Raw genomic sequence first — 25537 nt, 5'->3', positions numbered from 1 at the left:
CCGCAATCGTCCCCGGCGCCGCACCATGTCCCGCCACTCCTCTTTCACTTGAATTCTGCCGGTGGATATGAACTCATTGGCGGTGAGTTGCCTTTACACAACAATAGCCGGAGAACAAATATGGCCGAAGACACGAAGAAGCGAGCGGTGGAGCTTACCATTGGCGGCAAGCCGCGCAGCTTCGACATCGACGATCCGGTTCTTCCCGACTGGGTGGAGGACAAAAAACTCTCCGCAGGTGACTTTCCCTACGACAAGAAGATGAAACGGGAAGATTACGACGCCACGCTGGAGGCGCTTCAAGTGGAGCTCGTGAAGGTGCAGTTCTGGCTGCAGGCCACGGGCAAGCGGGTGATGGCGGTCTTCGAAGGCCGCGATGCGGCGGGCAAGGGTGGTGCGATCTTTGCGGCCCGGGCCTACCTCAACCCCCGCTACGCCCGCGTGGTGGCGCTGACCAAACCGACGGAAACCGAACGCGGCCAATGGTATTTCCAGCGCTATATCTCACATTTTCCGACTGCCGGTGAATTCGTTCTCTTCGACCGTTCCTGGTATAACCGCGCCGGTGTCGAGCCTGTCATGGGATTCTGCACCCCGGAAGAACACAAGCGCTTTCTCAAGGAAACACCGCGGCTGGAAAAGATGCTGGTGCATGAGGACATCCATCTTTTCAAGTTCTGGCTCGACATCGGCCGCGAGACGCAGATCGAACGCTTCCATGATCGCCGCCACAGCCCGCTGAAATGCTGGAAGCTTTCGGACATGGATATAGCAGCGCTGACGAAATGGGATGACTACACACAAAAGCGCGACGAGATGCTGGAAAAGACCCACACCGACGCCGCCCCCTGGACGGTGGTTCGCGCCAACGACAAGCGCCGCGCCCGTGTGAACCTTATCCGCCATATTCTCAATTCACTCGACTATGACGGCAAGGACAACAAGGTGATCGGCGAGATCGACGGCAAGATACTGGGGTCGGGACCGGAGTTTCTTAAATAGGACAGGAAGATGATGGCAGGCGCCTCCTGAGGGCGGCGCCTGTCTTTCTTCCTGTCAGCCTTTCTTCCTGTCAGCCTTACTGGCCGGGCAGAATGCGCACGGAGTAAAGATTGACCGGACGGCTGTTGCCGTCGATGTCGCTGTTGATGAAGATTTTGCCGGGCGCGTTAGGCGCGAGCGAGCGCTCGAATGTCGCGTTCAGCAGCATATCCGCCCGTTCAGCCGTGGCCGTAAAGCGGTGGCGTGAGCAATCGCCAAGCGTGGCAAAATCGCAGGCGACGGAGACCTGCGTCTGCCGATCGCTGGATGATTGCAGCGTGATGGATATGGTCGAGGACTTGCCCGCCATGTCCCGCATGACTTCCACCGGAACCTCGACGCTGACCGCACCATCCTGCGAAACACTTCTCGACGTTACCTTTATCGCCTTGCCGGCAGGTGTGGCGATGTTTTCGACTGTGGCGCGCGGGCCTGCCGAAACTCCGGCGCTGCCGCGCTCGGCATTAAAGAGTTCCACCCAGTCATCGGAAAAACCACGGCCGGCGGAGAGGCTTGGCGCCGGTTCCGCACCGTTGAAGTCTTCCGCCTGAACCTGGGCTGGCGGATTGGGCACGCTGGTATCGCGCTGCGCTGGCGACAGCAGCAGGCCGGACGAATAGACCCACCAGGCGCCGAAGCCAATAAAGGCGAGAAGCGTCACATATATGAAAAGCCTTGCAAAAAGCCCGCGGCGCTTGCGGCGGCCAACGGCACCCTCCGGGCGAAAAGCAAGCGAGGCATCGCCCGCGCTGGAGCCTCTCCTGGATGGCTTTGCATTGCGCCGACCGGCGCTTGGCGGCTCCGCAGCAACAGCGACGCCCGGCCGCGCGTCACGTGTTTCGCCACGCAGTTCCGGCTCGATGGCCATATCGCCATGGTGCTGTGGCTGTGAAACGGGATCGACCGAGGGTTCATCATGGGCGGCACTCTCCGGCAGTGGTGGCCGCAATTGCTGCTCCACCCTGTTTAGAAGCCGGTCACGCTCTTCATTTTCAATGACATGGATAAGGCTTTCGAGCCTCTGGCGTTGCTGGGCGACGACCTGTGGTTCGTCTATGCCCTGCTTGCGCAGGCCGGCTTCCAGCGCCTGGCGGGATGATTGGTAAATCCGTGCACGAACTTCGGCGTTCGATCTGTCCGATTTTTCCAGAGCATTTCTGATTGCCGTTTCCAGTCCGCTCACGACCGATCCTTGTTCTGTTGCGCTGTGCAAAAATATGCGGCGCTGCGCCATTGGTTTACGATTCGGTAACGGCTATGCCGCGCCTCCGCAAGCATCGTTTGTTATAAAGACCGGATTGGCTTGGGGAAAATCGATCCATTGTGGCGCTGCGAACGCAGATTTGTGACGACGATACGGCGTGGTTTTCGCTTTCAATCCGTCGCCGAACACGATATTAACTTACGTGCGCGTAAACGTAATTCATGGGAGGAAACATGCTGCCGTCCGTGCTGAAAGACAATCTGCGTCTTCCGGTCATAGCCTCACCGCTATTCATTATTTCGCATCCGCAATTGACGCTGGCGCAATGCAAGGCGGGTGTCATCGGCGCTTTCCCGGCGCTGAACGCGCGGCCCGAAAGCCAGCTGGACGAATGGCTGGCGATGATTACCGAGGAGCTTGCCGCGCACAACAGCGCCCACCCGGATCGTCCGGCTGCCCCCTTCGCGGTCAACCAGATCGTGCACATGTCCAATCGCCGGCTGGAACATGATCTCGGCCTCTGCGTCAAATACAAGGTGCCGGTGGTGATCTCCTCGCTCGGCGCCGTGCCGGAAGTCAATGCGGCGGTCCATTCCTATGGCGGCATCGTGCTACACGACGTCATCAATGATCGTCACGCCCGTTCGGCCATACGCAAGGGCGCGGACGGGCTGATTGCTGTGGCAACCGGGGCCGGCGGACATGCCGGCACACTGTCACCCTTCGCTCTCGTTCAGGAAATCCGCGAATGGTTTGATGGCCCGCTGCTGCTGGCCGGCGCCATCGCCAATGGCGGCTCCATCCTTGCCGCACAGGCCATGGGCGCGGACATGGCCTATATCGGCTCGCCCTTCATCGCCACGCAGGAGGCACGCGCTTCCGACGGCTACAAGCAGGCGATCGTGGATGCCCAAGCAAAAGACATCGTCTATTCGAATTATTTCACCGGCGTTCACGGCAATTACCTGAAAAGCTCCATCCTCGCCTCCGGCATGGATCCCGACAACCTGCCCGAAGCGGACCCCTCCAAGATGGACTTCGAAACGGCAACCGGCGGGGCAAAGGCCTGGAAGGACATATGGGGCGCCGGCCAGGGCATTGGCGCGGTCAAGGCCGTGGAGCCGGTGGTAGACCTCGTCGATCGGCTGGCACGCGAATATGAAGCTGCGAAAAACCGCATCTGCACAACGGCCTGACGCCACCCGTAAACAATAAGCAGGCAAAGCTTTTTGCGGAAATTTCAAAAGCCACGTATTCAAGGCTTGAAATCCGTCAGCATTGCCTGTATCAGCCCGCCATGAAGCTGATCCGCCACAGACGGGTCATGTTCGGGCCGCTTTAGCTCAGTTGGTAGAGCACGTCATTCGTAATGACGGGGTCACGTGTTCGAGTCACGTAAGCGGCACCATTTATTTCCCATGATATCAGTACTGTTCGATCCGTAGCTTCGCTTACGCGTTGGTGATCTTTCACGCCATAGGTACTGCCCATAGTGAAACCAAACAGCCCGCCATACGTTGACCGGCAAGTCACTCTCAACCAGAAAGCCTGTTATCGTGGACGTCATTCGTATTCTTATCGCCATCCTTCTGCCGCCCGTCGGCGTGTTCCTTCAGGTCGGGCTTGGCCTGCATTTCTGGCTCAATATTCTTTTGACGCTGTGCGGCTATGTGCCCGGCATCATTCACGCCATCTGGGTGATCCTGCGGAAGTGAAATCCCGGCCATTCGCAATGGGACGTCCGCAACATTTTAGTACGTGATTAAATTCTTATGATCTCTGGAACCTCGTCTTGTCCCTCACGTTAAGGTGATGACAAGCAGCCAAGGAGAAAATCATGAACCAGATCATCTACATCGTCGGCCTCGTCGTTATTGTGCTGGCAATCCTGTCATTTTTCGGCTTCCGCTGATCCCCGTTGTCAATTCACCCGCTTGCGCATATTCTAAACCGCAGTGACACACGGCTGCGTTCATGGGTTGCTCCGCTGTCGGGTGTATTTCGGGATCGCGTTGCTCTGGGAGGTGCACGATGAAGAACGAGAGATGGACAGAACCGGTTGAGGTCAATCTTGAGGCGAACGGCAAGAGTGTCGTCGCCGGCCCCTTCGAAGCGCTGACGTTGCTCACGGAAGGCTGGCCGAAGATTGGCGGATTAAGCTTTGTGAGAGCCAGGAGCGCCTGCCGCGCCGCCCTTGACGGGCGCAAATCGCCGGAGGAAGCGCGCAAATGCTTCACCGATGCGGTTTCCGAGATACAGAAAAACCCGCATTAAAGCAGATAAACGCAAACGGCTCCTTTTCAGGAGCCGTTTTCTTATGTGGCGTTCCGGGCGCAGAAATGCCCGGAACGTTTCTCATTCTTGAAGCTGGATCGTATAACCCTGTTAGACCTTACATCCAGTAGGGCGCAACGCCGTAATAGTCGTAGACCTTGCGGTCCTTGGCGTTCAGCAGATCGTTATCGTCGAGATTAGCGAAGTGCGGCGCGTTTTCGATCTCTTCCTTGGTGAGATCGATGCGGTAGCCATCAAGTTCTTCATCGTAGTGCAGCTTTTCCCAAGGCAGCGGGTAATAGTCGTCACCGATCCCGAGAAAGCCACCAAAGCTCAGCACGGCATAGGCAACGCGCCCGCCACGCTTTTCCAGGATAATGCGCTGGATCGAGCCGATATGTTTGCCGTCAGCGCCATAAACGCGGGTGCCTTCCACCTTGTCGCTGGCGATCAGGCTCGGCGTATCCTTGACATAGGGGTCCTGTCCGGCGCGGGGTTCCTGATGCAACATGACGTCTTCCTCCTTGATTTTCCTCGTTGGTGTCACGTCTTGTAAACCCTGCGACGGAGAAATCGTTCCGCGGCGTTTCAAGCGCTACGGCCAGTATTTTTTTGAAGGAGGATGGAACAAAAAGGCGCTTATTGGCGGATTTTTTGCCAGACAGAGGGCGAAACACCAACCATCTTGCGGAAGACGCGGGAGAAATGCGCCTGATCTGAAAACCCGCTGGCAATGGCAATGTCGGTCAGCGCCATGTCAGGCCTCATCATCAGTTCCTTGACGCGATCGATACGCGCCTGCATCTGCCATTGGTGCGGAGGCACGCCGGTGGAAGCCTTGAAGGCGTGGCTGAAATGGGATTGTGACAGGTTGGTAAGCTCCGCCAGTTCCTCCAGCCGGATCGAGCGCAGGCAATGTTCACGGATATAGTCGGTCGCCGCTCTTAACTGCCAGGCAGCGAGCTTGCTACGTTTCTTGACCGGTTCCCGCTTTACCTTGAGGAAGTCCGTCAGCAGCGCCAGCACGAGGCTTTCACCGTAGAGGTCATGCAAGGGGTCTGGATTATCACATTCGGCGGCGATCAGCCGGGCCAGCACTAGCAGGCGCTCATCCTCGAACATCAGATGCGGATCGAGCAGGCCGTGCGGGTCAAACCCCTGCACCAGCCGCGCGCCCAGCAAACCCGCATCGAAATGCAGATCGAGATGACGCACGAAGGAAACATTGCTGAGCTCCGCATGCACATCCAGATCGGCGGGCACGAAGGAAATCCGGTTCGCCTTGGAGGAACCGTAATTGTCGCGGTGGGAGCGGTTCATCATGAACCGGCCGTCATCGCTCCCGTCCATATCGAGCAGAAAAACAAACCGCGGGTCCTTGCCGACATAACGGCCGCCCGCTTTTGGCGCGCAACGCACATCCCAGAGATCGGCGACAATGCCGTTCCATACCCTGGAGCGCGGGCCGCCGATGACGGCAAAGCCCTCGATCTCATTTTCCATCCGCACGCGGAAAGCCATGGCCTCTTGATCCCGCAAGGCGCAAAGGCGCCTCTATAAACATGATAAATCTATTCATGTTTATAGAGGCAAACTATATTTCCCGCAACTGCTGGCCTGCGGCCAAGCCTTACCACTTCTTTGCGAGCTTGAAAGTGATGGTGCGGCTATCGCCCCAGCCGCAGACCGAGACACCGGCGCAGCTCTTGACATATTCCTTGTCGAAGACATTCGCGACGTTGATGGATGCGGTCCAGTCGTTCTTCTCGTAACGGATCGCGGCATCGAAGACCGCCGCATCCGGAACGCGCAACGTGTTTGCCGCATCCGCCCAGGATTTACCCTGATAGCGCACCCCACCGCCGATGCTGAGGCCTTCAAACGTATCATCGGTGAAGGCGTAATCCACCCACAGGGACGCGGTGTTGGTGGGCACGATCCAGGGGGATTTACCGATCAGGTTGGGATTGGCATCACGGGTAATCTCAAGATCGGTGTAGGAATAGGAAGCAAGGGCCTTCCAGTTATCGGAAAGATTGGCCTTGGCTTCCAGCTCGAAGCCGGTGGATTCCACCTGTCCGAACTGCCCGCTCGTGGTCACGCCGCCAGCCGTATAGGAGACGATGGCATTGTCCTTGACCAGCTTGAAGACGGAGGCAGTGATGCTGCCATCGAAGAAGGTCGGCTCGTATTTGACACCGGCCTCGAACTGGTGCCCCTCCTCAGGTGCGGCAGGGGTGCCATCCGCAAGCGTATCGATCAGCGGATTGAAGAAGGTGGCTGCCGAGACGTAGGGTGTCAGGCCATTGTCGAATTCATAAGCGAGGCCGGCCCGGCCGCTCAGCGCATCGTCATTGGAGCGGAAGGACGCGCCTGTTGGCAGCCTGTTGTTCAGCTCCGTATCGACATAATCGTAACGGCCGTTGAGCGTCACCAGCCAGCCATCGCCGAAACGCAGCTGGTCCTGCGCGTAGATGCCGATCTGTTGCTGGGTCACGACATTGTCGGCATAAACGAAATTCGTTCCCTGCGTCGAGCCATAGACCGGCTTGAGCGCGCCGATCGCATTCGACCCGCAGCAGGCCTGCACCTGATCCAGCTTGTAATATTTATAGTCGAGACCAAAGAGCAGGGAATGGCTGACCGCTCCGGTTTCGAACTGTCCTTCAATGCGGTTGTCAACGCCGAAACTATCCGCCTTCGACAGGCCGTCATAACCGAAGCGGGTCAGCATATAGTCGTTGGTGGTGGCATCGAGGATCGGCTGGCCATTGGCGTCGGCATTGGCCCAACCGCCCGGATAGGGTCCGGTCTCGTGCTTGTAGAGGTGGCCATAACGGGCGTTCTGGCTGATCTTCCAGCCATTATCGAATTCATGACTGACTTCGTAACCCACCATCGACTGGTAGACACGGCCATTGTCGATATCCGGTTCGCCATAAAAGGCCTTGCGGTCGAGCTTGCCGAAGGGTGCGTCGACCACGGTGCCGACATAGGGCAGGAAGCCGTTGCCGACATGCACCTGATCGAGCGCCGAGAAATATCCGTAGAGTGTGGCGCTTGTCTGCGCATCCGGCTCGAAGGTGATCTGCGGCATGATGAAGCCGCGCAGATCCTCTGAGTAATCAGTGTAATTATCGCCGCCGGAAACCTTGCCGGTGACGCGGTATTTCCACACGCCCTCAGCATCGACTTTGTCGCCGAAATCGAAACCGAAAAAGGCATTGCCGAAATTGTTGATGCCGATTTCCGTTTCACGAACCGGCGTATCCTGAGTTTGCTTGCGGACCAGCTGCACGATGCCGCCGGGATTGGCGCCGCCATACAGCACCGAGGCCGGCCCTTTGAGGACTTCCACCCGCTCCAGACCATAGGCATCCATCTGGAAACCGCCGAAACCGTAGCTGAACAGGTTCAGCCCATCGAGGAACACGCCGGTCTGGGTGGCCTGAAAACCGCGAATGTAAAACCAGTCGGTATCCGGATCGGTGCCGAAGGGCTCCGCCGTCACACCGGGCGTATAGCGCAGCACCTCGTCGATTTTGGTCACGGCGCCGCGGTCATCCATTTCCTGGCGACCAACCACGGATACAGATTGCGGAATGTCTTTCGTTTCCGTGTCGGTTTTCGAGCCGGTCGCGCTTTTCTTCGCGACATAACCCCGGACCGGGCCCGTGGCATTTTCCGCCCCCTGCCCTTCGACGGTGATTTCCCGCAGAACGGTCGTTTCCTGTGCGTGGCCCATCACCGGCGCCATCAAAACAACGGCAGCCGTTCCCAAAGCCAGACGGCCCACAAACATCCCATGCAAATTTTTCAAGATATGCCCCGACACAGATCGCGGCCGACGATCATAGCCGTCAGGCCGCAGCACTTCAATTAAGCTGAGTATTTACATCAGGATTAAGGCGGGATGCTTGTCGTTTTCCGGGAGGATTTGAAGCTTATTGGCCTCTCGCACTGTTTTGTGCCCGTCATTTTATGCGGCGGGACCAGCCATCAACCTTTGCGTCGGCCGATCCTCGCAAGCAGCATGACGGGAAGGATGCCGATGACGACAATCGCCAGTGCGGCGATTGCCGCCTCCTCATAGGTGCCTCGGGCGGCTTCGCCATAGAGATGGGTCGCGAAGGTCTCGAAATTGAGCGGCCGCAATAACAGCGTGGCGGGGAGTTCCTTGACGCAGTCCACGAAGATCAGCAACGCCGCGGCCGCAAGCGATGCCTTCGAGAGCGGCAAGTGGATCTGGCGGAATGTCTGGGTTGCGGATCGCCCGAGTGTTCGCGAGGCGTGATCAAAAGATTGCGGGATACGGCTCAAGCCCGCATCAACACCGCCGGCTGCAATGGTGAGGAAACGTGCCGAATAGGCATAGATCAGGGCTGCACCGCTGCCGATGAAAATGAGGCCGGTGGATATGCCAAACCAGTTGCGCATGGTCTGGTCGACAAACCGGTCGAAACCACCGAGCGCAATCAGCACGCCGATGGCAATGACGGTGCCGGGGGCTGCATATCCCACCGTGGAAAGACGATAGGACCAAAGCGAGAGACGCCCCGGAGCAAGGCGCATTGCGTAAGCAACCGCAAGGCCGAGAATAAGGGTGATCACCGTCGCCACCCCGGCAAAGACGATGGTGTTCAACGCCTCCTCGGTGAAACGGGCAGACAGGCCGCTGAAGCGGAACCGTTTCCATGCCTCGATGACGAGATAGCTCGCTGGCGCCACAAAACCGATCAGGACCGGCAGGCTGCCAAGCATGAAGGCCCCGCAGGCCTTGAGGCCGGTAAGGCGCACTGGCTCCAGTTCCCGGCTTTTCTGCGCGGAAACCGAATAACGCTGCTTGCGCCGCGCCCAGCGTTCAAACGCCACGAGGGCGACGACGATGAACAGCATGGAGAGCGCAATCTGCGCCGCACCCGGCAGATCGGATTTCGTGACCCAGGTCGTATAGACCGAAACGGTGAGGGTGCGGACGCCCAGAAATTCCGAGGCGCCGATATCGTTCAGCGCTTCCATAAGGGCAAGGCTGACGCCGACCGCGATCGCCGGCCGCGCCAGCGGCACCGCAACCTTCAAAAAAGCCTTCTGTCTGGAAACGCCAAGCGTACGGGCGGCCTCCAGCAGATTGCCGGCCTGTGTGAGGAACATGGCGCGGACGGGAATATAGACATAGGGAAACAGCACGAAGCCAAGCAAAATGATGCAGCCCGTCATCGATCTTATATCCGGCAGACGGAATTCACGCGGGCTGGAGTAACCGAGCAGAAAGCGGATTACTCCCTGCACTGGCCCGATCGGATGCAGAATATCTAGATAGGCATAAGCAACAATATAGGTTGGCATGGCCAGCGGCAGCAGCAGCGCCCATTCCAATATCCGGCGACCGGGAAAATCATAAGCGGTAACCAGCCAGGCCGATGAGGTTCCAATGATACCAGCCAGCAAGCCGACACCGGCAAGAAGGATGACCGTATCCGGCAAGGCCGTCAAAAGAACGGTGGAGCCGAGATGCTCCCACAGGCCGGCAGAACCCTGTACCGCCTGAGAGACCAGCGCCAGAACCGGTACCATGGCGCCGCAGACCGCAACGAGCGACAGGCCCAACCACCAGAAGGAGGATGAAAACCTTGGTCTTGCGCGGGACGTCAATGGCTGAACGGCGTCTGGATTCATGAGCTTCTTGAAAATACAGGGAAAGGCGCCCGCGGGTGCGAGCGCCTTCCACCTTGTTGCCAATTGGCCTTTACTTGTCGAAACCGACCTTGTCGACCAGTTCGCTCGCCTGCTTGCGATGCGACACGATCTCCGTCAGCGGCTTATTGTCGATCTTCAGGTCGCCGAAGGAAGCGACGATCTCGTTGAGGCCCGCGCCCTGCTTGACCGGATATTCGTAGTTGGCTTCAGCATAGATCTTCTGGGCTTCGTCAGAAACGAGATATTCCAGAAGCTTGACGGCTTCAGCCTTGTTCGGCGCATTCTTCGCAACGGCCGCACCGGTGATGTTGACCTGCGTACCGCCATTCTTGAAGGTCGGCAGAACCACCTTGATGGCATCGCCCCACTTGATCTGCTCTTCGCCGCCCTTGCCGGAGCGCATCAGACCGACATAGTAGGAATTGGCGATACCGATATCGCAAATGCCGCCGAGGATGTCCTTGGCAACGTCACGGTCGCCGCCGCCAGCCTTGCGAGCCAGGTTTTCCTTGACGCCGGCAAGCCACTTTTCAGTGTCGGCCGCACCATAATGGGCGATGTAATCGGCAAACAGCGCCGTGTTGTAGGGGTGCTGGCCAGCGCGAATGCAGACCTTGCCCTTCCACTTGGCATCCGCCAGATCTTCATAGTTGAAGGAAGCAAGGTCGAGATCCTTCGCCGCATAAAGAACGCGGGCGCGCATGGAAAGCGCAAACCAGTGACCCTTGGCATCACGAAGTTCCGCCGGGACTGCCTTGGTCAGGGTTTCGGACTCAACCGCCTGGGTAACGCCCTTTTCGGCGAGATCAACGAGGTTGCCGGCATCCACGGTCATCAAGACGTCGGCAGGCGAGCTTGCGCCTTCGCTCAGAACGCGCTCGGCCAGACCGTCCTTCAGGAATACGGTGTTGACCTTGACGCCGCTCGAAGCGGTGAAGGATTCCAGCAGGGGCTGGATCAGGCCCGGCTCTCTGGTGGTGTAGATATTGAGTTCTGCGGCGCTGGCTGATCCGGCTGCAAAAGCAACCGTGCTGGCGAGCAGGGCAAATCTGGTAAATTTCGTCATGGTCGTCTCCCTCTTCGATGGCGGCAATATAGAGGCAGCAGACATCATACCTGATGGATCAAATCAAGTTTTATTTCGCTGTTTTTCGATGAGTTTGATCACCAAGAGTTGAAAATGATGCGGAAATTTACATGCAAATCCGCTCATTCAACTTCCAGTAAATATCAGGACACCCTTGGGGTCGATACCGAAACGCACCGCCTTGGTCTTGGCGGGTGTGCGCTGCATCGTCCGGACACGCAAATCTCCGGGCAACCCCGGCACGGCAATACCGAGCTGTTCGATCTCACCTAGGAAAACCCGGCTCAATATTTCGCCGGCGATCCCGTCCTTCGCTGAATTGTCCTCGATAATCGAAATCGCGTTGGGTCGAACATAGGCAACGGCTGCAAGGCCATCGGGCAGATCGGATGCATCACCCAGCAGCCCGAGCGGCGTTTCGACGCGCCCCTGTTTTACCCGGCCCTCGATCTTGTTGAAGGCGCAGAAAAAATCGGCGGCATAGCGGGTTTTGGGGTTATCGTGGATTTCATAACCCGTGCCGCACTGCACGATACGCCCGCGCTGCATCAGCACCACGCGGTCGCCTGCGGACAACGCCTCTTCCGGATCATGGGTGACCATGATTGCCGTGGTGCCCAATTGCCGCAGAAGACCAAGCGTCTCCTCGCGGACGTTGTCGCGCAAACCCCTGTCCAGATTGGAGAAAGGCTCATCCATCAATAACAGGCCGGGCTGCGGGGCGAGCGCACGGGCAAGCGCCACACGCTGCTGTTCACCGCCCGAAAGCGTATGCGGATAGCGTTTGGCCAGATCCTGCAGATGCACGTGCTCGATCATCTCTTCCGCACGGCGGCGGGCTTCCGCCTTAGCCAGGGTTCTGAGACCGAACATGACATTCTGTTCGACTGTGAGATGCGGGAACAGCGCATAATCCTGAAAGACAAAACCGATATTGCGCTTTTCCGGCTCAACGAAAACCGCCGAATCGGCAACGGTCGAACCATTAAGGGAAACACTGCCGTGGTCCGGCGTCTCCACGCCCGCAACGATGCGCAGCAGGGTCGATTTTCCACAGCCCGACCGTCCAACCAGACAAATAATTTCGCCGCGTTCGACGGACAGGTCGATATCGGACAATACATCCGTATCACCGAATCTTTTCCCAACCGATTTCAGTTCAAGCGCTGCGCTGCCTGCCATTTCCAATCCTGCCCTGCTTTGCGAATTATGTTGATCGCTCAAATCAGGATTAAAGTCAAAAAATCGCACATAACTCCGTTTCATTCACGAGGACGCGAGATGTGCGACAGCAATATTGACGTTTACGTTAGAGTTAAATAGGCTTTACCCATACGATGGACGTCAGGGGATTCCGCGTCTATCATTCGTCACCGGGGAGCGGGAGGAGCGGTCGATCCGGTGGCGCACATGTGGTTCCTTCTATCTCGCCGATATGCCGGCTGGTTGCGGGAGCTTCATGATCATCACGAAGCCTAAAGCGCCCTTGATGCATTCCACCGAATGCACGGCGCGAAAAAGACTCTGGGAGGAGAAGCATGAGTGAATTGTCCCTGGGACAGCCGGAAAATGTCAGCGTAGAAAAGCGTTGGCTGTCGTCCTATCCGCCGGGCGTCCCTTCCGAAATCCCCGTATCGGCCAACGCCTCGCTTGTAGATCTTCTTGAAAAGAGCTGCGTGCAATTTGCCGACCGCAAAGCCTTTTCCAGCATGGGCAAGTCGCTGACCTATCGGCAGCTGGACGCTCAAACCCGCGCCGTGGCCGCATGGCTGCAATCCAGAGGACTGGAAAAGGGTGACCGGGTTGCGGTGATGATGCCGAACATCCTGCAAAATCCCGTCGCGGTTTATGGGATCCTGCGGGCGGGCATGATCGTGGTCAACGTCAATCCGCTCTACACGCCGCGCGAACTCGAACACCAGCTGAAGGATTCCGGCGCAAAAGCGCTGTTCGTGCTGGAAAACTTCGCCCATGTGGCGCAGCAGGCGGTACCGAAAACCGCAGTGCGGCATGTCGTCGTCGCAACCATGGGCGATCTCCTCGGCTTCAAGGGACATATCGTCAATCTTGTCGTTCGCAAGGTGAAGAAGCTTGTGCCCGCCTATGCGATCCCCGGCTCGATCAGCTTCAATGCGGTGCTGAAGGAAGGCCAGGGATTTTCCCTGAAGTCCGTCGGCCTCACGGCTCAGGATATCGCCTTCCTGCAATATACCGGCGGTACGACGGGCGTCTCCAAAGGCGCGATCCTTACCCACGCCAATCTTCTGGCCAACAAGGCGCAGATCAGCCTGTGGCTGGACGCCGCCTTCAGCAGCCGCAAGGATCGTCCCGAGGTTCTCAACTTCATCTGCGCTTTGCCGCTCTGCCACATTTTTGCGCTGACGGTGAATTCGCTGATGGGCATTGCGCTCGGTGGCCACAATCTTCTGATCGCCAACCCGCGCGATATTCCCGGCTTCGTCAAGGAACTGTCGCATTATCAGCCGCATGTGTTCCCCGGCATCAACACGCTTTTCAACGCACTGATGAACAATGAGGATTTCCGCAAGCTCGACCTTTCGTCGCTCATCCTTGTTCTTGGTGGCGGCATGGCCGTGCAAAGACCGGTCGCGGAACGCTGGCTTTCCGTGGTGGGCTGCCCGATTGCAGAAGGCTACGGTCTCTCTGAAACATCGCCGGTGGCGACGGTCAATCGCCTCGATTCCCAGGAATTCAGCGGCACCATCGGCCTACCGCTGTCATCGACGGAAATCGACATTCGTGACGACGATGGCAACAGCTTGCCCATGGGTGAAGTTGGCGAGATTTGCATCCGCGGCCCGCAGGTCATGGCCGGTTATTGGCAACGGCCCGATGAAACCGCAAAAGCCATGACCGCCGATGGCTTCTTCCGCTCCGGCGACATGGGTTTCATGGACGAGCGCGGTTACACCAAGATCGTCGACCGAAAGAAAGACATGATCCTCGTCTCCGGTTTCAACGTCTACCCGAACGAGGTGGAAGAAGTGGCCGCCAGCCATCCCGGCGTTCTGGAATGCGCCGCAATCGGTGTTCCGGACGAACATTCCGGCGAAACGGTCAAACTTTTCGTCGTGAAGAAGGATCAGTCGCTGACGGAAGCCGAACTCAAGGCCTTCTGCGCCAAAAACCTGACAAACTACAAACGGCCAAAGATCATCGAGTTCCGCACCGAGCTGCCGAAATCCAATGTCGGCAAGATTTTGCGGCGCGAATTGCGCAATCTGAACTGAGCGCCTGAAGCGAATGACGAGAGCCGGGCGACCGGCTCTTTTCTTTTATCCCGGCCCTTCTCTTTTATCAAAGTCGCCTTGATTTGGTCGCCTGAAAAAGAATAGTTTCCTCATCCTTCCACGGAAGCCGAGGAGCACATGATGCAGGCCACCATCGAAAAACTCAAAGCAACGGCAAGCAGCACAGCCGCAACCGATCTTCGCGCCGCGTTTGCGGCCGACGACAAGAGATTCAGCCGTTTCAGCGTAAAATTCGATGACCTGCTGATGGATTACTCCAAATGCGCCGTCAACGAGGAGATCGTGACGCTTCTCGAACAGCTGGCGCGCGAAGGTGGCGTCGAGGCCAAGCGCGAGGAGATGTTCTCCGGCAAGGCGATCAACTTCACCGAAGACCGCGCCGTGCTGCATACCGCGCTGCGCAATCGTTCAAACACCCCCGTTCTTGTGGACGGCAAGGATGTGATGCCTGACGTGAACGGCGTTCTCGCCGCCATGGGCAAGTTTGCCGATGCGATCCGTTCCGGCTCCCTGAAAGGTGCGACCGGCAAGAAGATCACCGACGTCGTCAACATCGGCATTGGCGGCTCCGATCTCGGCCCCGTCATGGCGACGCTCGCACTCGCACCTTTCCATGATGGTCCGCGGGCGCATTTCGTTTCCAATATCGACGGCGCACATATTGCCGATACGCTAAAGCTGCTCGACCCGGAAACCTCGCTCTTCATCATCGCGTCGAAGACCTTCACCACCATCGAAACGATGACGAATGCCGCCACCGCGCGCCGCTTCATCGCCGAGAAGCTGGGTGAAGACGCCGTAAAGCATCACTTCGCCGCCGTTTCCACCGCATTGGACAAGGTCGCCGCCTTCGGCATCGAAAGCGACCGCATCTTCGGTTTCTGGGACTGGGTGGGTGGTCGTTATTCGATCTGGTCCGCGATCGGCCTGCCGCTGATGATCGCCATCGGGCCGGATAATTTCGGCAAATTCCTGGATGGCGCGCATGCGATGGACAGGCATTTCCGCGAGGCGCCAATCCGCGAAAACCTGCCGATGCTGCTCGGCCTCATCGGTTTTTATAACCGTAACGTGCTGAATTATCCGACGCGGGCAATCCTGCCCTATGACCAGCGGCTGTCGCGCTTCCCCGCCTATCTGCAGCAGCTCGACATGGAATCGAACGGCAAGGGCGTGACCATCGACGGCACGCCCGTCGAAGGCCAGTCCGGCCCTGTTGTCTGGGGTGAACCCGGCACCAACGGCCAACACGCCTTCTACCAGCTGATCCATCAGGGCACGAGCGTCATTCCGGCGGAATTCATGATCGCCGCCAACGGTTTTGAGCCCGAACTGCGCCATCAGCACCAGCTCCTCATCGCCAATTGCCTGGCGCAATCGGAAGCGCTGATGAAGGGACGCACGCTGGCCGAGGCAAAAGCCCAGCTTACCTCCAAGGGCATGGAAGACAAACTCGCGGATTTCATCGCACCGCACCGCGTCTTCACTGGCAACCGCCCATCGATCACCTTCGTCTACGACAAGCTGACACCATTTGCGCTTGGCCGCCTGATCGCGCTTTACGAGCACCGCGTGTTTGTGGAAGGCGTATTGTTCCGCATCAATTCTTTCGACCAGTGGGGCGTGGAGCTTGGCAAGGAACTGGCAACCGGCCTGCTGCCGGTCGTGGAAGGCAAGGAAAGCGCTGCCGGCCATGACAGCTCGACGCAGGGCCTGGTGAAGGCGCTGGCCGGCCTGGCGGGGTAAAATCTCCGCACCTCGATCTCAAGAAAGCCGGAAGAACGCTTCCGGCTTTTTTAATGCAGCGACCTCAAATATAAAGCGCCGCCATCTTGCGCCATGCACCTGCCCGATGCGCGCGGCCGTCCCAGACATGCATCTGATGGCCTACCTGCTTGTCGGAAAGAACCCGGCTCAGATGATGGTTGTTGTTGAGAAACGGGTCTGCATCGCCGATGGTGAAAACCATGTCGATGCGGCGCAGGTGTTCGAGCCGCTGCGGGCAGGTAAGCCCCGGCAGGAAATGGCTTGGCATGTGGAAATAGACGTCATCATCGTAGTAGCCATCGAACAGATCGCCGAAGGATTCCACCTTCATTGTCAGGTCATAACGGCCGGAAAAGGCGACGAGTTTGCGAAACAGATGCGGGTGGCGAAAAACGAGGCTGGCGGCCTGAAACGCACCGAGGCTGCACCCATGAACGATGGTATCGGTATGGGAATTTTTCTCGGCCATCAGCGGCAGTACCTCGCTGAGAATATAGTTCTCGAAGGCTGAATGGCGGCGGATACGGTCAGCCGGGTGATGATGGGCCGCATAAAAGGTCTCTGTCGCCAGCCCCTCAATGCAATAAAGCTGGAGATGACCTGCCTCCAGCTTATCGGCCAGACTGCCGACAAGCCCCAGTTCTTCATACTCGAAGAAGCGCCCGTCCCGGGTGGGAAACATCAGCACCTTGGCGCCGGCATGACCGAATATCAGGAGCTCCATGTCGCGATGGAGCCTGTGACTAAACCAACGGAGATATTCGCGTTTCATGGCACCTTGAAAAACCGTCTGACCTTGTCCTTATGGACCGCATCTTGCGATGCGCTGTCAGGGTAATCGAAATGCCCGGCGTCGAGGATGAAGATTTCATTAAATTTTGAGTGCGGCAACGCATTGGCCACTGCGAACTGGCAGGGAGGCGCCACAGATGGATCGAAAAGCGCCGGCGCAACCAGCATCGGCACTTTTATGCGGGCGGCGGCACAGGCGGCATCGAAGAAACGCAAGGTTTCGAGCACATTCGGATGCGCCTTCTGGTATGACTGAACCGAATTCGCACTGCCAACGGTGGGTAATGTCAGCCAGAACGGCCTATGCCCGAATGTCGGAACCACCAGATGACCACGGTCAATGCGCTCATCAAACGGTATCGCCAGGGCGCCGATGCCACCGCCGAAACTGATGCCGCTATACCCCACCTGCCCTTCCAGCCACGGGTAAAGGGTCACAAGCGTCGAAACGGCGACCCACAGATCATCCACGCAGCCGCCGATGATGTAATCGTCTTTCCTGTCGATATTGTAGAGAACATGAAGCGCTGATTCCGAAGAAATCGGCGGGCAGGCGCTTAACGAGATACCGCGAAAACAGAGAAACAGGACTGCCGTTTCTTCCACCGGCACTTCGAAATCAGGCTCGGAGCGCCCACCATAACCATGGCCGACGACGAGGCCGCGGCGCACCTGGCCTTCGCGCGGAAGAAGCATCCACCCGCCAATGCGGAAGCCGCCGGTGGAGGTGTAGCTGATATCGAGGACATGCCAGCGCGGATGGCTGAGCCTGCTCTTGCGCAGCACCGGCCGAGGATCCGTGGCGAGCGCGCGACGATAGCGCTTTTGCCAGAAATCATCGAAGCCCGGCGGCGCTTCAGGCGGGGTGATGGCCAGCAACTGCTCGCGCTGCATGCCATAGGTCGGATCGAAATCAAAAGGATGGGTCTTCGGAACACTCATGCGATGCATGTTTCGCGAAAAAACAGCTGACACAAGCGTGATAATATCGAAATACCGGTTTTTTGCGGCTTTAGCACCGGGGAGAGCGCTGAACCATCTTTTCAAAATGGTTCAACCGCGCGCATCAAAGGCCGATTTCATGCGCAAATGGTGGATTCGCGCCAGCGCGTGAGACGGTGACTGCCGCCGCCTTCGCGCCCAGCGCCAAGGCCTTTCTGATCTGCTCTTCCGTCAGCGCGGCAACCTGCGCCTTTGTGAGGATGCCCTGCATTTTAAGCGAAGCGAGAATGCCGGCGTCAAAAGTGTCGCCCGCGCCGACGGTGTCGACGACTTCGACCCGCTCGGAGGCCACTTCCACCTTGAGATTGGCGGTATAACCCACAGCGCCCTTGGCGCCGCGGGTGACGACCACCAGTTTCGCGCCATGATGCAGCCAGTGGCGGGCGAGCGTATCCTCATCGCCTTCCAGACCGAACCAGGCAAGGTCCTCATCCGAGAACTTGACGATATCCGACATGGCGGCCATGCGGCGGATGCGGGCCATGTGGGACTGCTTGTCCTTGATGAAACCGGGGCGGATATTCGGATCGAGCGAGATGACACGGCTTTGATGCTCGCGCGTCATCAACGCCTCATAGGTGCTGCCGCAGGGTTCGGGAATGAGGCTGATGGCACCGAAATGCAACGCCTCGCAATCGGCGCCCAGTGCCGGAAGCTCGGCCTCTGTGATCATCCGGCCAGCGGTGTTCTCGTCGTAAAAAGCGTAAGTCGCGTGGCCATCCACCAGCTTGACGAAGGCGATGGTCGTCGGCCGCGACAGCGTCGCGCAATAGCTGAAATCCACCTTGCTGGCGCGCAGTGTTTCCCGCAGGATATCACCCATCATGTCATCGGAAAGACCGGTGAAAAAGGCGGAGGGGACGCCGAGACGCCCCAGCGCAATTGCCGTGTTGAAGACCGCTCCGCCTGCATAGGGGGCAAAACCCGCCTCGCCCAGCGTCGTCTGCCGGGGCAGCATGTCAATCAGGGCTTCACCACAACACAGGATCATTACGGTCCTCCTCAAAACAGCAAATCAAATGAACTTAAATCGATTTAGACGAAGATCGATCGGAAGGCCAGCCACAAGCCGGCTGGCCGCATCCGAAATTAAGATTGCGGCAATTCGCTGACGCCGCCATGCTTTGCAGACCAGGGCAGCGGGTTGTCGAGGAAGGCTTCAACCCCCGACAGCGTCTTTTCATCGAACAGTTTTTCAGCCCGTGCGACCGCCAGAACATCGCGCCATGTGGTCAGATAATGCAGCTTGACATTGCCATTGGCGAAGCGCGCTTCGGCCTCTTCGAAGATGCCGTAATAGAAGAGTGCAATGCCATGATCGACAATGCCACCCGCCGCACGGATGGCGTCGATGAAGGTGAACATCGAACCGCCCGCCGTCGTCAGATCCTCGATGACGAGAACGCGGGCACCTTCCGGCATATGGCCTTCGATCTGGGCATTGCGGCCATGGCCTTTTGGCTTCTTGCGGCAATAGATCATCGGCAGGCCAAGGCGCTCGGCAAGGAAAGCGGCAAAGGGAATGCCCGCCGTTTCACCACCGGCGACACAGTCGAACTTCTCGAAGCCGGCCTCGCGCATGACAGCCGCCGCCGCGAAATCCATGGCCGCCGAGCGAATGCGCGGGAAGGAGATGAGCTTGCGCATGTCGATATAGACAGGGCTCTTCATGCCCGAAGCGAAAGTATAAGGGCTTTCGGAATTGAAATGGACCGCCTTGATTTCCCACAACATCTTCGCAACCAGTTCCGCGACGACGGTGCGGTCAGTGAATGTGAAATGGTTCATAGGCGTTCTCCTTTTCGGCCTTGGTTTATCGCTCCGAAAACCCGGGTCGGTTTGCGGAAAGCACAACGTCTTGGTTCAGTGTTGCAGGCATCCTCAGGCGGCACCGGATTTGAGGGTGGATACCTGAAGACCATAACAAAACCGCCGGCAGTGCCGGCGGTCATTAAAAAATCAGCTTACATCCCAGTGGAGCGGGAACATCGGGTCAAACACCGTCACCGGCCCGGCGCCGGTCTCGATCTTTTCGGGAAAGGAGACCGCTTCATCACGCTTGATCAGCGTGATCGTCTCTTCATTCGGTGCGAGACCATACCAGGCGGGACCATTCAGCGAAGCGAAGGCTTCCAGTTTATCGAGGGCATTTTCATCCTCGAAGACATGGGCAAGGCAGCTCATGGTGTTGATGGAGGTATAGATACCGGCACAGCCGCAGGCGCATTCCTTGGCGGGATCAACATGCGGGGCGGAATCCGTGCCGAGGAAGAAGCGCGCATCACCCGAAGTCGCGGCAGCCCGCAGGGCCAGCCGGTGTTCTTCGCGCTTGGCGACGGGCAGGCAATAATAATGCGGCTTGATACCGCCGACCAGAATGGCATTGCGGTTGATGATGAGATGGTGGGTGGTGATGGAACCGGCCAGATTGGCCTTGGATGACTTGATGTAGTCCACGCCGTCACGGGTGGTAATGTGCTCCATCGTCACCTTCAGTTCCGGCAGGCGCTGGCGCAGCGGTTCCAGAACCGTATCGATGAAAACCTTCTCGCGATCGAAAATATCGACTTCCGGCGTCGTCACCTCGCCATGCACGCAGAGCGGCAGGCCAATCTTCGCCATGCGTTCCAGCACCGGCATCGCTCTGTTGAAATCGCGCACGCCGCCGTGGGAATTGGTGGTCGCACCCGCAGGATAGAGCTTTACGGCGGTGATGAGGCCGCTTTTTTTGCCCTCTTCCACGTCGTCGGCAACAGTATCCTCAGTGAGGTACAGGGTCATCAGCGGCTCGAAGCGGTCACCCGCCGGGATCGCCTTGACGATGCGTTCGTGATAGGCGCGGGCATCGGCCGTGGTAACGACCGGCGGCACCAGATTCGGCATGATGATGGCGCGGGCGAAATGACGGCTCGTATCCCCGATCACCCCTTCCAGCATGGCGCCATCACGAAGATGCAGGTGCCAGTCATCAGGGCGGCGCAGGGTGAGCGACTTCATCGGATACCTCGGAGCGTGATGGAATTGCGCCCGCTTAGCATCTTTTGCCGCGGGAAAACAGCCGCCAGAGGTCATCGGGCGGCTGTAAATTTCATTTTTTTAAAGCGTGTCTCAGATGTTGCCCGCTTCCGGACCCCAGACATCGGTCATGGCGAAACCATCCGCCAACGGGTCGAAAGGATCGAGACCCACCTGGTGCAGACCGAAGGTGAAGCCGCGCCCGGCAATGGTGGGAATGACGGCCGGACGACCCGCCACTTCGGTGACGGCGGAAAGGCCGACATCGAATTCCGAACCGATGATCGAGCGGGATTTATATTCGTCTCCCACTTTCACCTTGCCGCGCGCATAAAGCGTGGCGAGATTGGCGGAATTGCCGGTGCCACAGGGGGAGCGATCCGCCCGGCCCGGCCACATGGTGGTGCAGGTGTGGATGGAACCATCGGCATCCACATCGCGGAACATGACATAGGCAACGCCTGATATGGCGGGGATTTCCGGATGAACGACCGTCATTTCACGGTTGACGAGGTCTTTCAGGGTCATGCCGGCGGCAACGAGTTTCGCGGCATTGGCCTTCTCGATGGTGAGACCGATCTGGCGAACATCAACGAGTGCGTAAAAAATGCCGCCGTAGGAAATGTCCATCGTCACCCTGCCCCATTCAGGCGTGTCGATGCTGACATCCAGCTCATGCACGAAGGACGGCACCATGGTCAGCTTGACCTTTTCGCAGCGCCCGTCATGGCAGGTGGCCGTCGCTTTGACGAGGCCGGCGGCCGTTTCCAGAATGATGACGGTTTCCGGTTCCCGCATCTCCACCATGCCGCTTTCCAGCAGTGCCGTGGTGGCACAGATGGAATTGGAGCCGGAGCTGGCATGCGCCTGATCTGGCTGGAGAATGACGAAAGCGGCGTGCGCATCCGGATGCTTCGGTGGCAGGAGAAGATTGACCGACCCCATCGGCGTACCGCGCGGTTCAAGCGTCAGGAAGCGGCGCAGTGCTTCCCCCTGCGGGTCCGTATTCATCCAGTGAAGCTGTTCAGCAACCGTGTTGCCTGGGATTTTCGGCGCGCCGCCGGTGACGACACGGCCGATTTCGCCTTCGCAATGGACATCGAGAAGCTGGAGGGTGCGTTTCCAACGCATGGGGTCTTACTCCGGAAGTTGGGTTGTTCGCCCAACCATACAGATAAAAATACAAGCTGTATACAAATCTGCGGAGCGTGATGACAAAAACACTTGGCGTTTTCGCCACCCCCACACGCATTGTAGTTTAGCGGTTACGGCATTCCGCCCGGTTTCGATTGGCGGCGGCGTCGCAGTTCACCCTTGACGACTGCAGCGCCTGATCATCCACCACGGAACCGGCCGTATCGCCCACCGATCCGACCGTATTCTCCATGGAGCGCCCGAGGCGTTCCACCTGCCGGCCGTAATTTTCCCGCGTGCGCGGATCAAAGACTGCAATCGGTGCGCTGACCACCACGCTGGCCGCCGTTCCGACGGTTTGCGCAGCGCCGATGCTGACCGCGCCAAGCGCCTCACCCAGACCGACATCGGAATCCGTCACCGTCTGGCCAGCGATGAGGCGATCACCGATCAGGCGGACGACCTCGGGGCTTTCGGCAAACTTACCGTGGTTCAGGCGATCACCGGATTGCAGCTTGGTGAGATCGAGAACGGTGATGCCGGCCTTTTCCAGCTGGCTGCTATAAGGCTCGACGGATGGATCGATCTGGCCAAGGCGGTCGACATTGCCGGAGATGCGGCGCGACAGGCTGAGTGCGCGGTCATCCTGCGAGACGAAAAGGGTGAATTTCGGCGGCGTCTTGCCAAGACTTGCAAATTGCCGGCTGAAGACGTCCACATCGAGATCCGGCGCGGCAAGAATGACATTGCTGATCTTTGGATCGACCCGGCCGTTGCGGATGGCCATCTGGCGCAGCGCTTCCACCGCAAGCCAGGTGCCCATGGAATGCGCCATGACCGTGACCTCGCCGATGGACTTGTCCTTGGCCAGGCGTGTCAGCATCTCTTCAAGCGCATCGCGGGAATAGTTGGTGCTTTCCTTGTCGTAATTATAGTCGAAAATGCTTGCCCGTGACGGCCAGGTGAAGACGACGGGCACAACATCCGTGCCTGAATCATGGACGATCTGGGCGAAGCGATAAACGGATTCTTCGTAGCGATTGTTGAAACCATGCACGAAGACCAGCACGCGGCGGTCCTTCGCGATATGTTTACCGATCCAGCTTCTGGTTTCGGCTTCAGAACGAATAGGCTCCACCGCCACGGTAGTGAAATCCTTCAGCGGGTTCGGCGGCAGTTTTTTCGGCCATTGCACCTGCCCAACCTTGCGGTTGGCATTGGGTGGAATGGAAATGGTGACAGCATCGACCTTCAGGCCCGTTCCACGCTCACCGCCGAATAACACGGCGGTGTTTTCCGATGGCGCACGCGTGGTGGCAACCAGAAGATTGACCGGCGTCGTGCCCGCCACGGTCTGCCCTGTCGGCGTCATGACCCCGATAGGACGCCCACCGCAGCCTGCAAGCAGGGCGACAATCGCAATTACGGCCACGAAGCGAATGGGCATCACATCACTCTCCTACAACCCAGAGGCAGCCGGATAGCAGCCAGGGGGAGAGAATTTTCTACCGGAGGCGGAACTGCCGCGCCAGCAACCAAAGCGGAGCATCGGACACTTTCCGCCCCGGTGTGTCCAAACAGACCCAATTGCCGGCCGACAGGCCGGAAACTCGGCAGCCGGTAAAAGCGTGGGACCTATTACTGCGGCAACATCGTTCCTCTCTCCCGAAGCGCATTATGCCATGACAGCGCCTCTTCGATGAGATGTGGTGTGTGCCCGCCTCGTGCCGCCGCACGCTGGAAATAATCCGTCAGCGCATCGCGATAACTGGGATGCACGCAGTTTGCGATGATAACGGCCGCTCGCTCGCGCGGAGCGAGACCGCGCAGGTCAGCCAGCCCGGTTTCGGTGACGAGAATATCGACATCATGTTCGGTGTGGTCGACATGGCTGACCATCGGAACGACGCTGGAGATGGCCCCACCCTTGGCAATCGACTTGGTGACGAAGATCGACATATAGGCGTTACGGGCGAAATCCCCCGAGCCGCCAATGCCGTTCATCATATGCGTTCCGCCGACATGGGTGGAATTGACGTTGCCATAAATATCGAATTCCAGCGCCGTGTTGATGCCGATGATGCCGAGGCGGCGGATGACTTCCGGATGGTTGCTGACTTCCTGCGGGCGAAGGATCAGCCGGCTCTTGTAGTCTGCCAGCCGCGGCATGACCCGTTCATTCATGGCGGAGGAGAGCGTGATCGACGAACCGGAGGCGAAGGTGAGCTTGCCCGCATCGAAAAGCTCGAAGGTCGAATCCTGCAGGACTTCCGAATACATTTTGAGATCATGAAACGGCGTATCGATGAAACCATGCATCACCGCATTGGCAATGGTGCCGATGCCGGCCTGGAGTGGCTGGAGTTCGTGGGTCATGCGGCCATGACGAACCTCGTTCAGCAGGAATTCGGTGAGATGGCCGGCAATCGCCTTGGTTTCGTCATCCGGCGGCAGCACCGTCGAAAAGCTGTCGCTTTTGTCGCTCAGCACGATGGCGGCGATCTTTTCCGGCGGGACCGGAATGAATGGCAGGCCGACACGGCTGTCCGTCGCCACGACAGGAATGGGCATGCGGGTCGGGCGTTTGGCGGGAATGAAGATGTCGTGCAGCCCCTCCAGCACTTCGGGCTGCGACAAGTTGATCTCAACGATGACCTTATCGGCCAGAATGGCGAAGCTTGCGGAGTTACCGACCGAGGTGGTGGGGACGATACCGCCTTCCGCCGTGATTGCCACGGCCTCGACAATGGCAACATCGACGCCGTGGATCTGACCGCCGCGCAACTGCTCCACCGTTTCGGAAAGATGCTGATCGATGAACATCACCTTGCCGTCGTTGATTGCCTTGCGCAAAGCAGGATCGGACTGGAACGGCATGCGCCGCGCCAGCATGCCGGCCTCGACCATGGTCTTGTCGAGATCGTTGCCGAGGGAAGCACCGGTCATCAGGGTGATCTTCATGGGATGCGACTTGGCGCGCTCGGCCAGCGCCAGCGGCACGGCCTTGGCTTCACCAGCGCGCGTAAAACCGCTCATGCCGACAGTCATGCCATCCTGAATGAGACTGGCGGCCTCTTCTGCGCTGACAATCCGGTTCAAGAGGGACGCGTTGCGGATACGCTTTTCAAGCATGCACTTCTCCATGATCTGCACTCACGATGGCACGTCATCAAGCTGGCCACCTCTTGGGCGACTATGGCGTGCAGTTTCATCGATGAAACTGACATAGATCAAGGGTGCGGCCGGGACTAT

General features: G+C 58.4%; 21 protein-coding genes and 1 tRNA gene. 7 read left to right on the top strand and 15 right to left on the bottom strand.

Features of this window, described 5'->3' with window-relative positions; genetic code table 11:
• The first annotated feature begins 120 nt into the window (after positions 1 to 120).
• Complete coding sequence (gene ppk2 / locus PL640_RS01790; RefSeq protein WP_271360634.1) at positions 121 to 1002, top strand: polyphosphate kinase 2; 882 nt, start codon at positions 121 to 123, stop codon at positions 1000 to 1002.
• 76 nt (positions 1003 to 1078) lie between these two features.
• Here the strand turns inward: ppk2 and PL640_RS01785 are convergent, their stop codons facing one another.
• Entirely contained in the window at positions 1079 to 2224 is a 1146-nt protein-coding gene (locus tag PL640_RS01785) for a hypothetical protein (RefSeq protein WP_271360633.1), read from the bottom strand.
• 254 nt (positions 2225 to 2478) lie between these two features.
• Here PL640_RS01785 and PL640_RS01780 point away from each other — a divergent pair, with 254 nt between their 5' ends.
• The 4 genes from PL640_RS01780 (at position 2479) to PL640_RS01765 (ending at position 4519) form a co-directional block, all read left to right on the top strand.
• Entirely contained in the window at positions 2479 to 3441 is a 963-nt protein-coding gene (locus PL640_RS01780) for an NAD(P)H-dependent flavin oxidoreductase (protein WP_271360632.1), read from the top strand.
• Between the two features lie 136 nt (positions 3442 to 3577).
• Positions 3578 to 3653, top strand: a tRNA-Thr gene (locus PL640_RS01775).
• Positions 3654 to 3801: 148 nt separating this feature from the next.
• Positions 3802 to 3960: a YqaE/Pmp3 family membrane protein gene (locus PL640_RS01770; protein WP_046799460.1), complete on the top strand. Its 159-nt coding sequence runs from the start codon at positions 3802 to 3804 to the stop codon at positions 3958 to 3960.
• A gap of 316 nt (positions 3961 to 4276) precedes the next feature.
• Positions 4277 to 4519 (top strand): DUF982 domain-containing protein, encoded by a 243-nt coding sequence (locus PL640_RS01765; protein ID WP_142840975.1) that lies wholly within the window; start codon positions 4277 to 4279, stop codon positions 4517 to 4519.
• Positions 4520 to 4637: 118 nt separating this feature from the next.
• Here the strand turns inward: PL640_RS01765 and PL640_RS01760 are convergent, their stop codons facing one another.
• From PL640_RS01760 to PL640_RS01735, 6 genes are all read right to left on the bottom strand, one after another.
• The gene (locus PL640_RS01760; RefSeq protein WP_046799387.1) at positions 4638 to 5030 is read right to left on the bottom strand and encodes a PRC-barrel domain-containing protein; all 393 of its coding nucleotides are present in this window, start codon (positions 5028 to 5030) and stop codon (positions 4638 to 4640) included.
• Positions 5031 to 5158: 128 nt separating this feature from the next.
• Positions 5159 to 6040, bottom strand: coding sequence for a helix-turn-helix transcriptional regulator (locus tag PL640_RS01755; protein WP_161991306.1), 882 nt, complete (start codon positions 6038 to 6040; stop codon positions 5159 to 5161).
• Between the two features lie 109 nt (positions 6041 to 6149).
• Positions 6150 to 8339, bottom strand: a complete 2190-nt coding sequence (locus PL640_RS01750) for a TonB-dependent siderophore receptor (RefSeq protein ID WP_271360631.1) — start codon at positions 8337 to 8339, stop codon at positions 6150 to 6152.
• A 179-nt stretch (positions 8340 to 8518) separates the two neighbouring features.
• A complete protein-coding gene (locus PL640_RS01745) occupies positions 8519 to 10195 on the bottom strand; it encodes an ABC transporter permease (protein WP_371338179.1) in 1677 nt (558 codons plus the stop codon).
• Positions 10196 to 10265: 70 nt separating this feature from the next.
• Positions 10266 to 11282, bottom strand: a complete 1017-nt coding sequence (locus PL640_RS01740) for an extracellular solute-binding protein (protein ID WP_271360630.1) — start codon at positions 11280 to 11282, stop codon at positions 10266 to 10268.
• Between the two features lie 147 nt (positions 11283 to 11429).
• A complete protein-coding gene (locus PL640_RS01735) occupies positions 11430 to 12485 on the bottom strand; it encodes an ABC transporter ATP-binding protein (protein WP_271360629.1) in 1056 nt (351 codons plus the stop codon).
• A 356-nt stretch (positions 12486 to 12841) separates the two neighbouring features.
• Here PL640_RS01735 and PL640_RS01730 point away from each other — a divergent pair, with 356 nt between their 5' ends.
• Together PL640_RS01730 and pgi are read left to right on the top strand one after the other, a co-directional pair.
• The gene (locus PL640_RS01730; protein ID WP_271360628.1) at positions 12842 to 14554 is read left to right on the top strand and encodes a long-chain fatty acid--CoA ligase; all 1713 of its coding nucleotides are present in this window, start codon (positions 12842 to 12844) and stop codon (positions 14552 to 14554) included.
• 141 nt (positions 14555 to 14695) lie between these two features.
• Positions 14696 to 16321 carry a glucose-6-phosphate isomerase gene (gene pgi, locus PL640_RS01725; protein WP_142840969.1) on the top strand — a complete coding sequence of 542 codons (1626 nt, stop codon included), beginning with the start codon at positions 14696 to 14698 and terminating at the stop codon, positions 16319 to 16321.
• 64 nt (positions 16322 to 16385) lie between these two features.
• On the opposite strand, the gene PL640_RS01720 is transcribed toward pgi, so the two are convergent.
• The 8 genes from PL640_RS01720 to PL640_RS01685 form a co-directional block, all read right to left on the bottom strand.
• On the bottom strand, positions 16386 to 17114 hold the full coding sequence (locus tag PL640_RS01720; RefSeq protein ID WP_142840968.1) for an esterase family protein: 729 nt from the start codon (positions 17112 to 17114) through the stop codon (positions 16386 to 16388).
• Positions 17111 to 18076, bottom strand: coding sequence for an acetylxylan esterase (locus PL640_RS01715; RefSeq protein ID WP_142840967.1), 966 nt, complete (start codon positions 18074 to 18076; stop codon positions 17111 to 17113). Before PL640_RS01715 ends, PL640_RS01720 begins: the two co-directional genes overlap by 4 nt.
• Positions 18077 to 18200: 124 nt before the next feature.
• Positions 18201 to 19127 carry a carbohydrate kinase family protein gene (locus PL640_RS01710; RefSeq protein WP_110755598.1) on the bottom strand — a complete coding sequence of 309 codons (927 nt, stop codon included), beginning with the start codon at positions 19125 to 19127 and terminating at the stop codon, positions 18201 to 18203.
• Between the two features lie 98 nt (positions 19128 to 19225).
• Positions 19226 to 19924, bottom strand: a complete 699-nt coding sequence (locus PL640_RS01705) for an orotate phosphoribosyltransferase (protein ID WP_006310650.1) — start codon at positions 19922 to 19924, stop codon at positions 19226 to 19228.
• Positions 19925 to 20095: 171 nt separating this feature from the next.
• On the bottom strand, positions 20096 to 21133 hold the full coding sequence (pyrC, locus tag PL640_RS01700; RefSeq protein WP_271360627.1) for a dihydroorotase: 1038 nt from the start codon (positions 21131 to 21133) through the stop codon (positions 20096 to 20098).
• A 111-nt stretch (positions 21134 to 21244) separates the two neighbouring features.
• Positions 21245 to 22282: a 4-hydroxyproline epimerase gene (locus PL640_RS01695; protein WP_271360626.1), complete on the bottom strand. Its 1038-nt coding sequence runs from the start codon at positions 22280 to 22282 to the stop codon at positions 21245 to 21247.
• Between the two features lie 127 nt (positions 22283 to 22409).
• Positions 22410 to 23732 carry an alpha/beta hydrolase gene (locus PL640_RS01690; RefSeq protein WP_110755605.1) on the bottom strand — a complete coding sequence of 441 codons (1323 nt, stop codon included), beginning with the start codon at positions 23730 to 23732 and terminating at the stop codon, positions 22410 to 22412.
• A 191-nt stretch (positions 23733 to 23923) separates the two neighbouring features.
• Positions 23924 to 25417 carry an acetyl-CoA hydrolase/transferase family protein gene (locus PL640_RS01685; protein ID WP_142840963.1) on the bottom strand — a complete coding sequence of 498 codons (1494 nt, stop codon included), beginning with the start codon at positions 25415 to 25417 and terminating at the stop codon, positions 23924 to 23926.
• Between the last annotated feature and the right edge of the window lie 120 nt (positions 25418 to 25537).

It is taken from the genome of Agrobacterium sp. ST15.16.024, from assembly GCF_027956545.1.
Lineage (GTDB): Bacteria > Pseudomonadota > Alphaproteobacteria > Rhizobiales > Rhizobiaceae > Agrobacterium > Agrobacterium cucumeris.
Note: the sequence above shows the minus strand (reverse complement) of the source record. Positions and strands in the feature narration are given on the sequence as shown.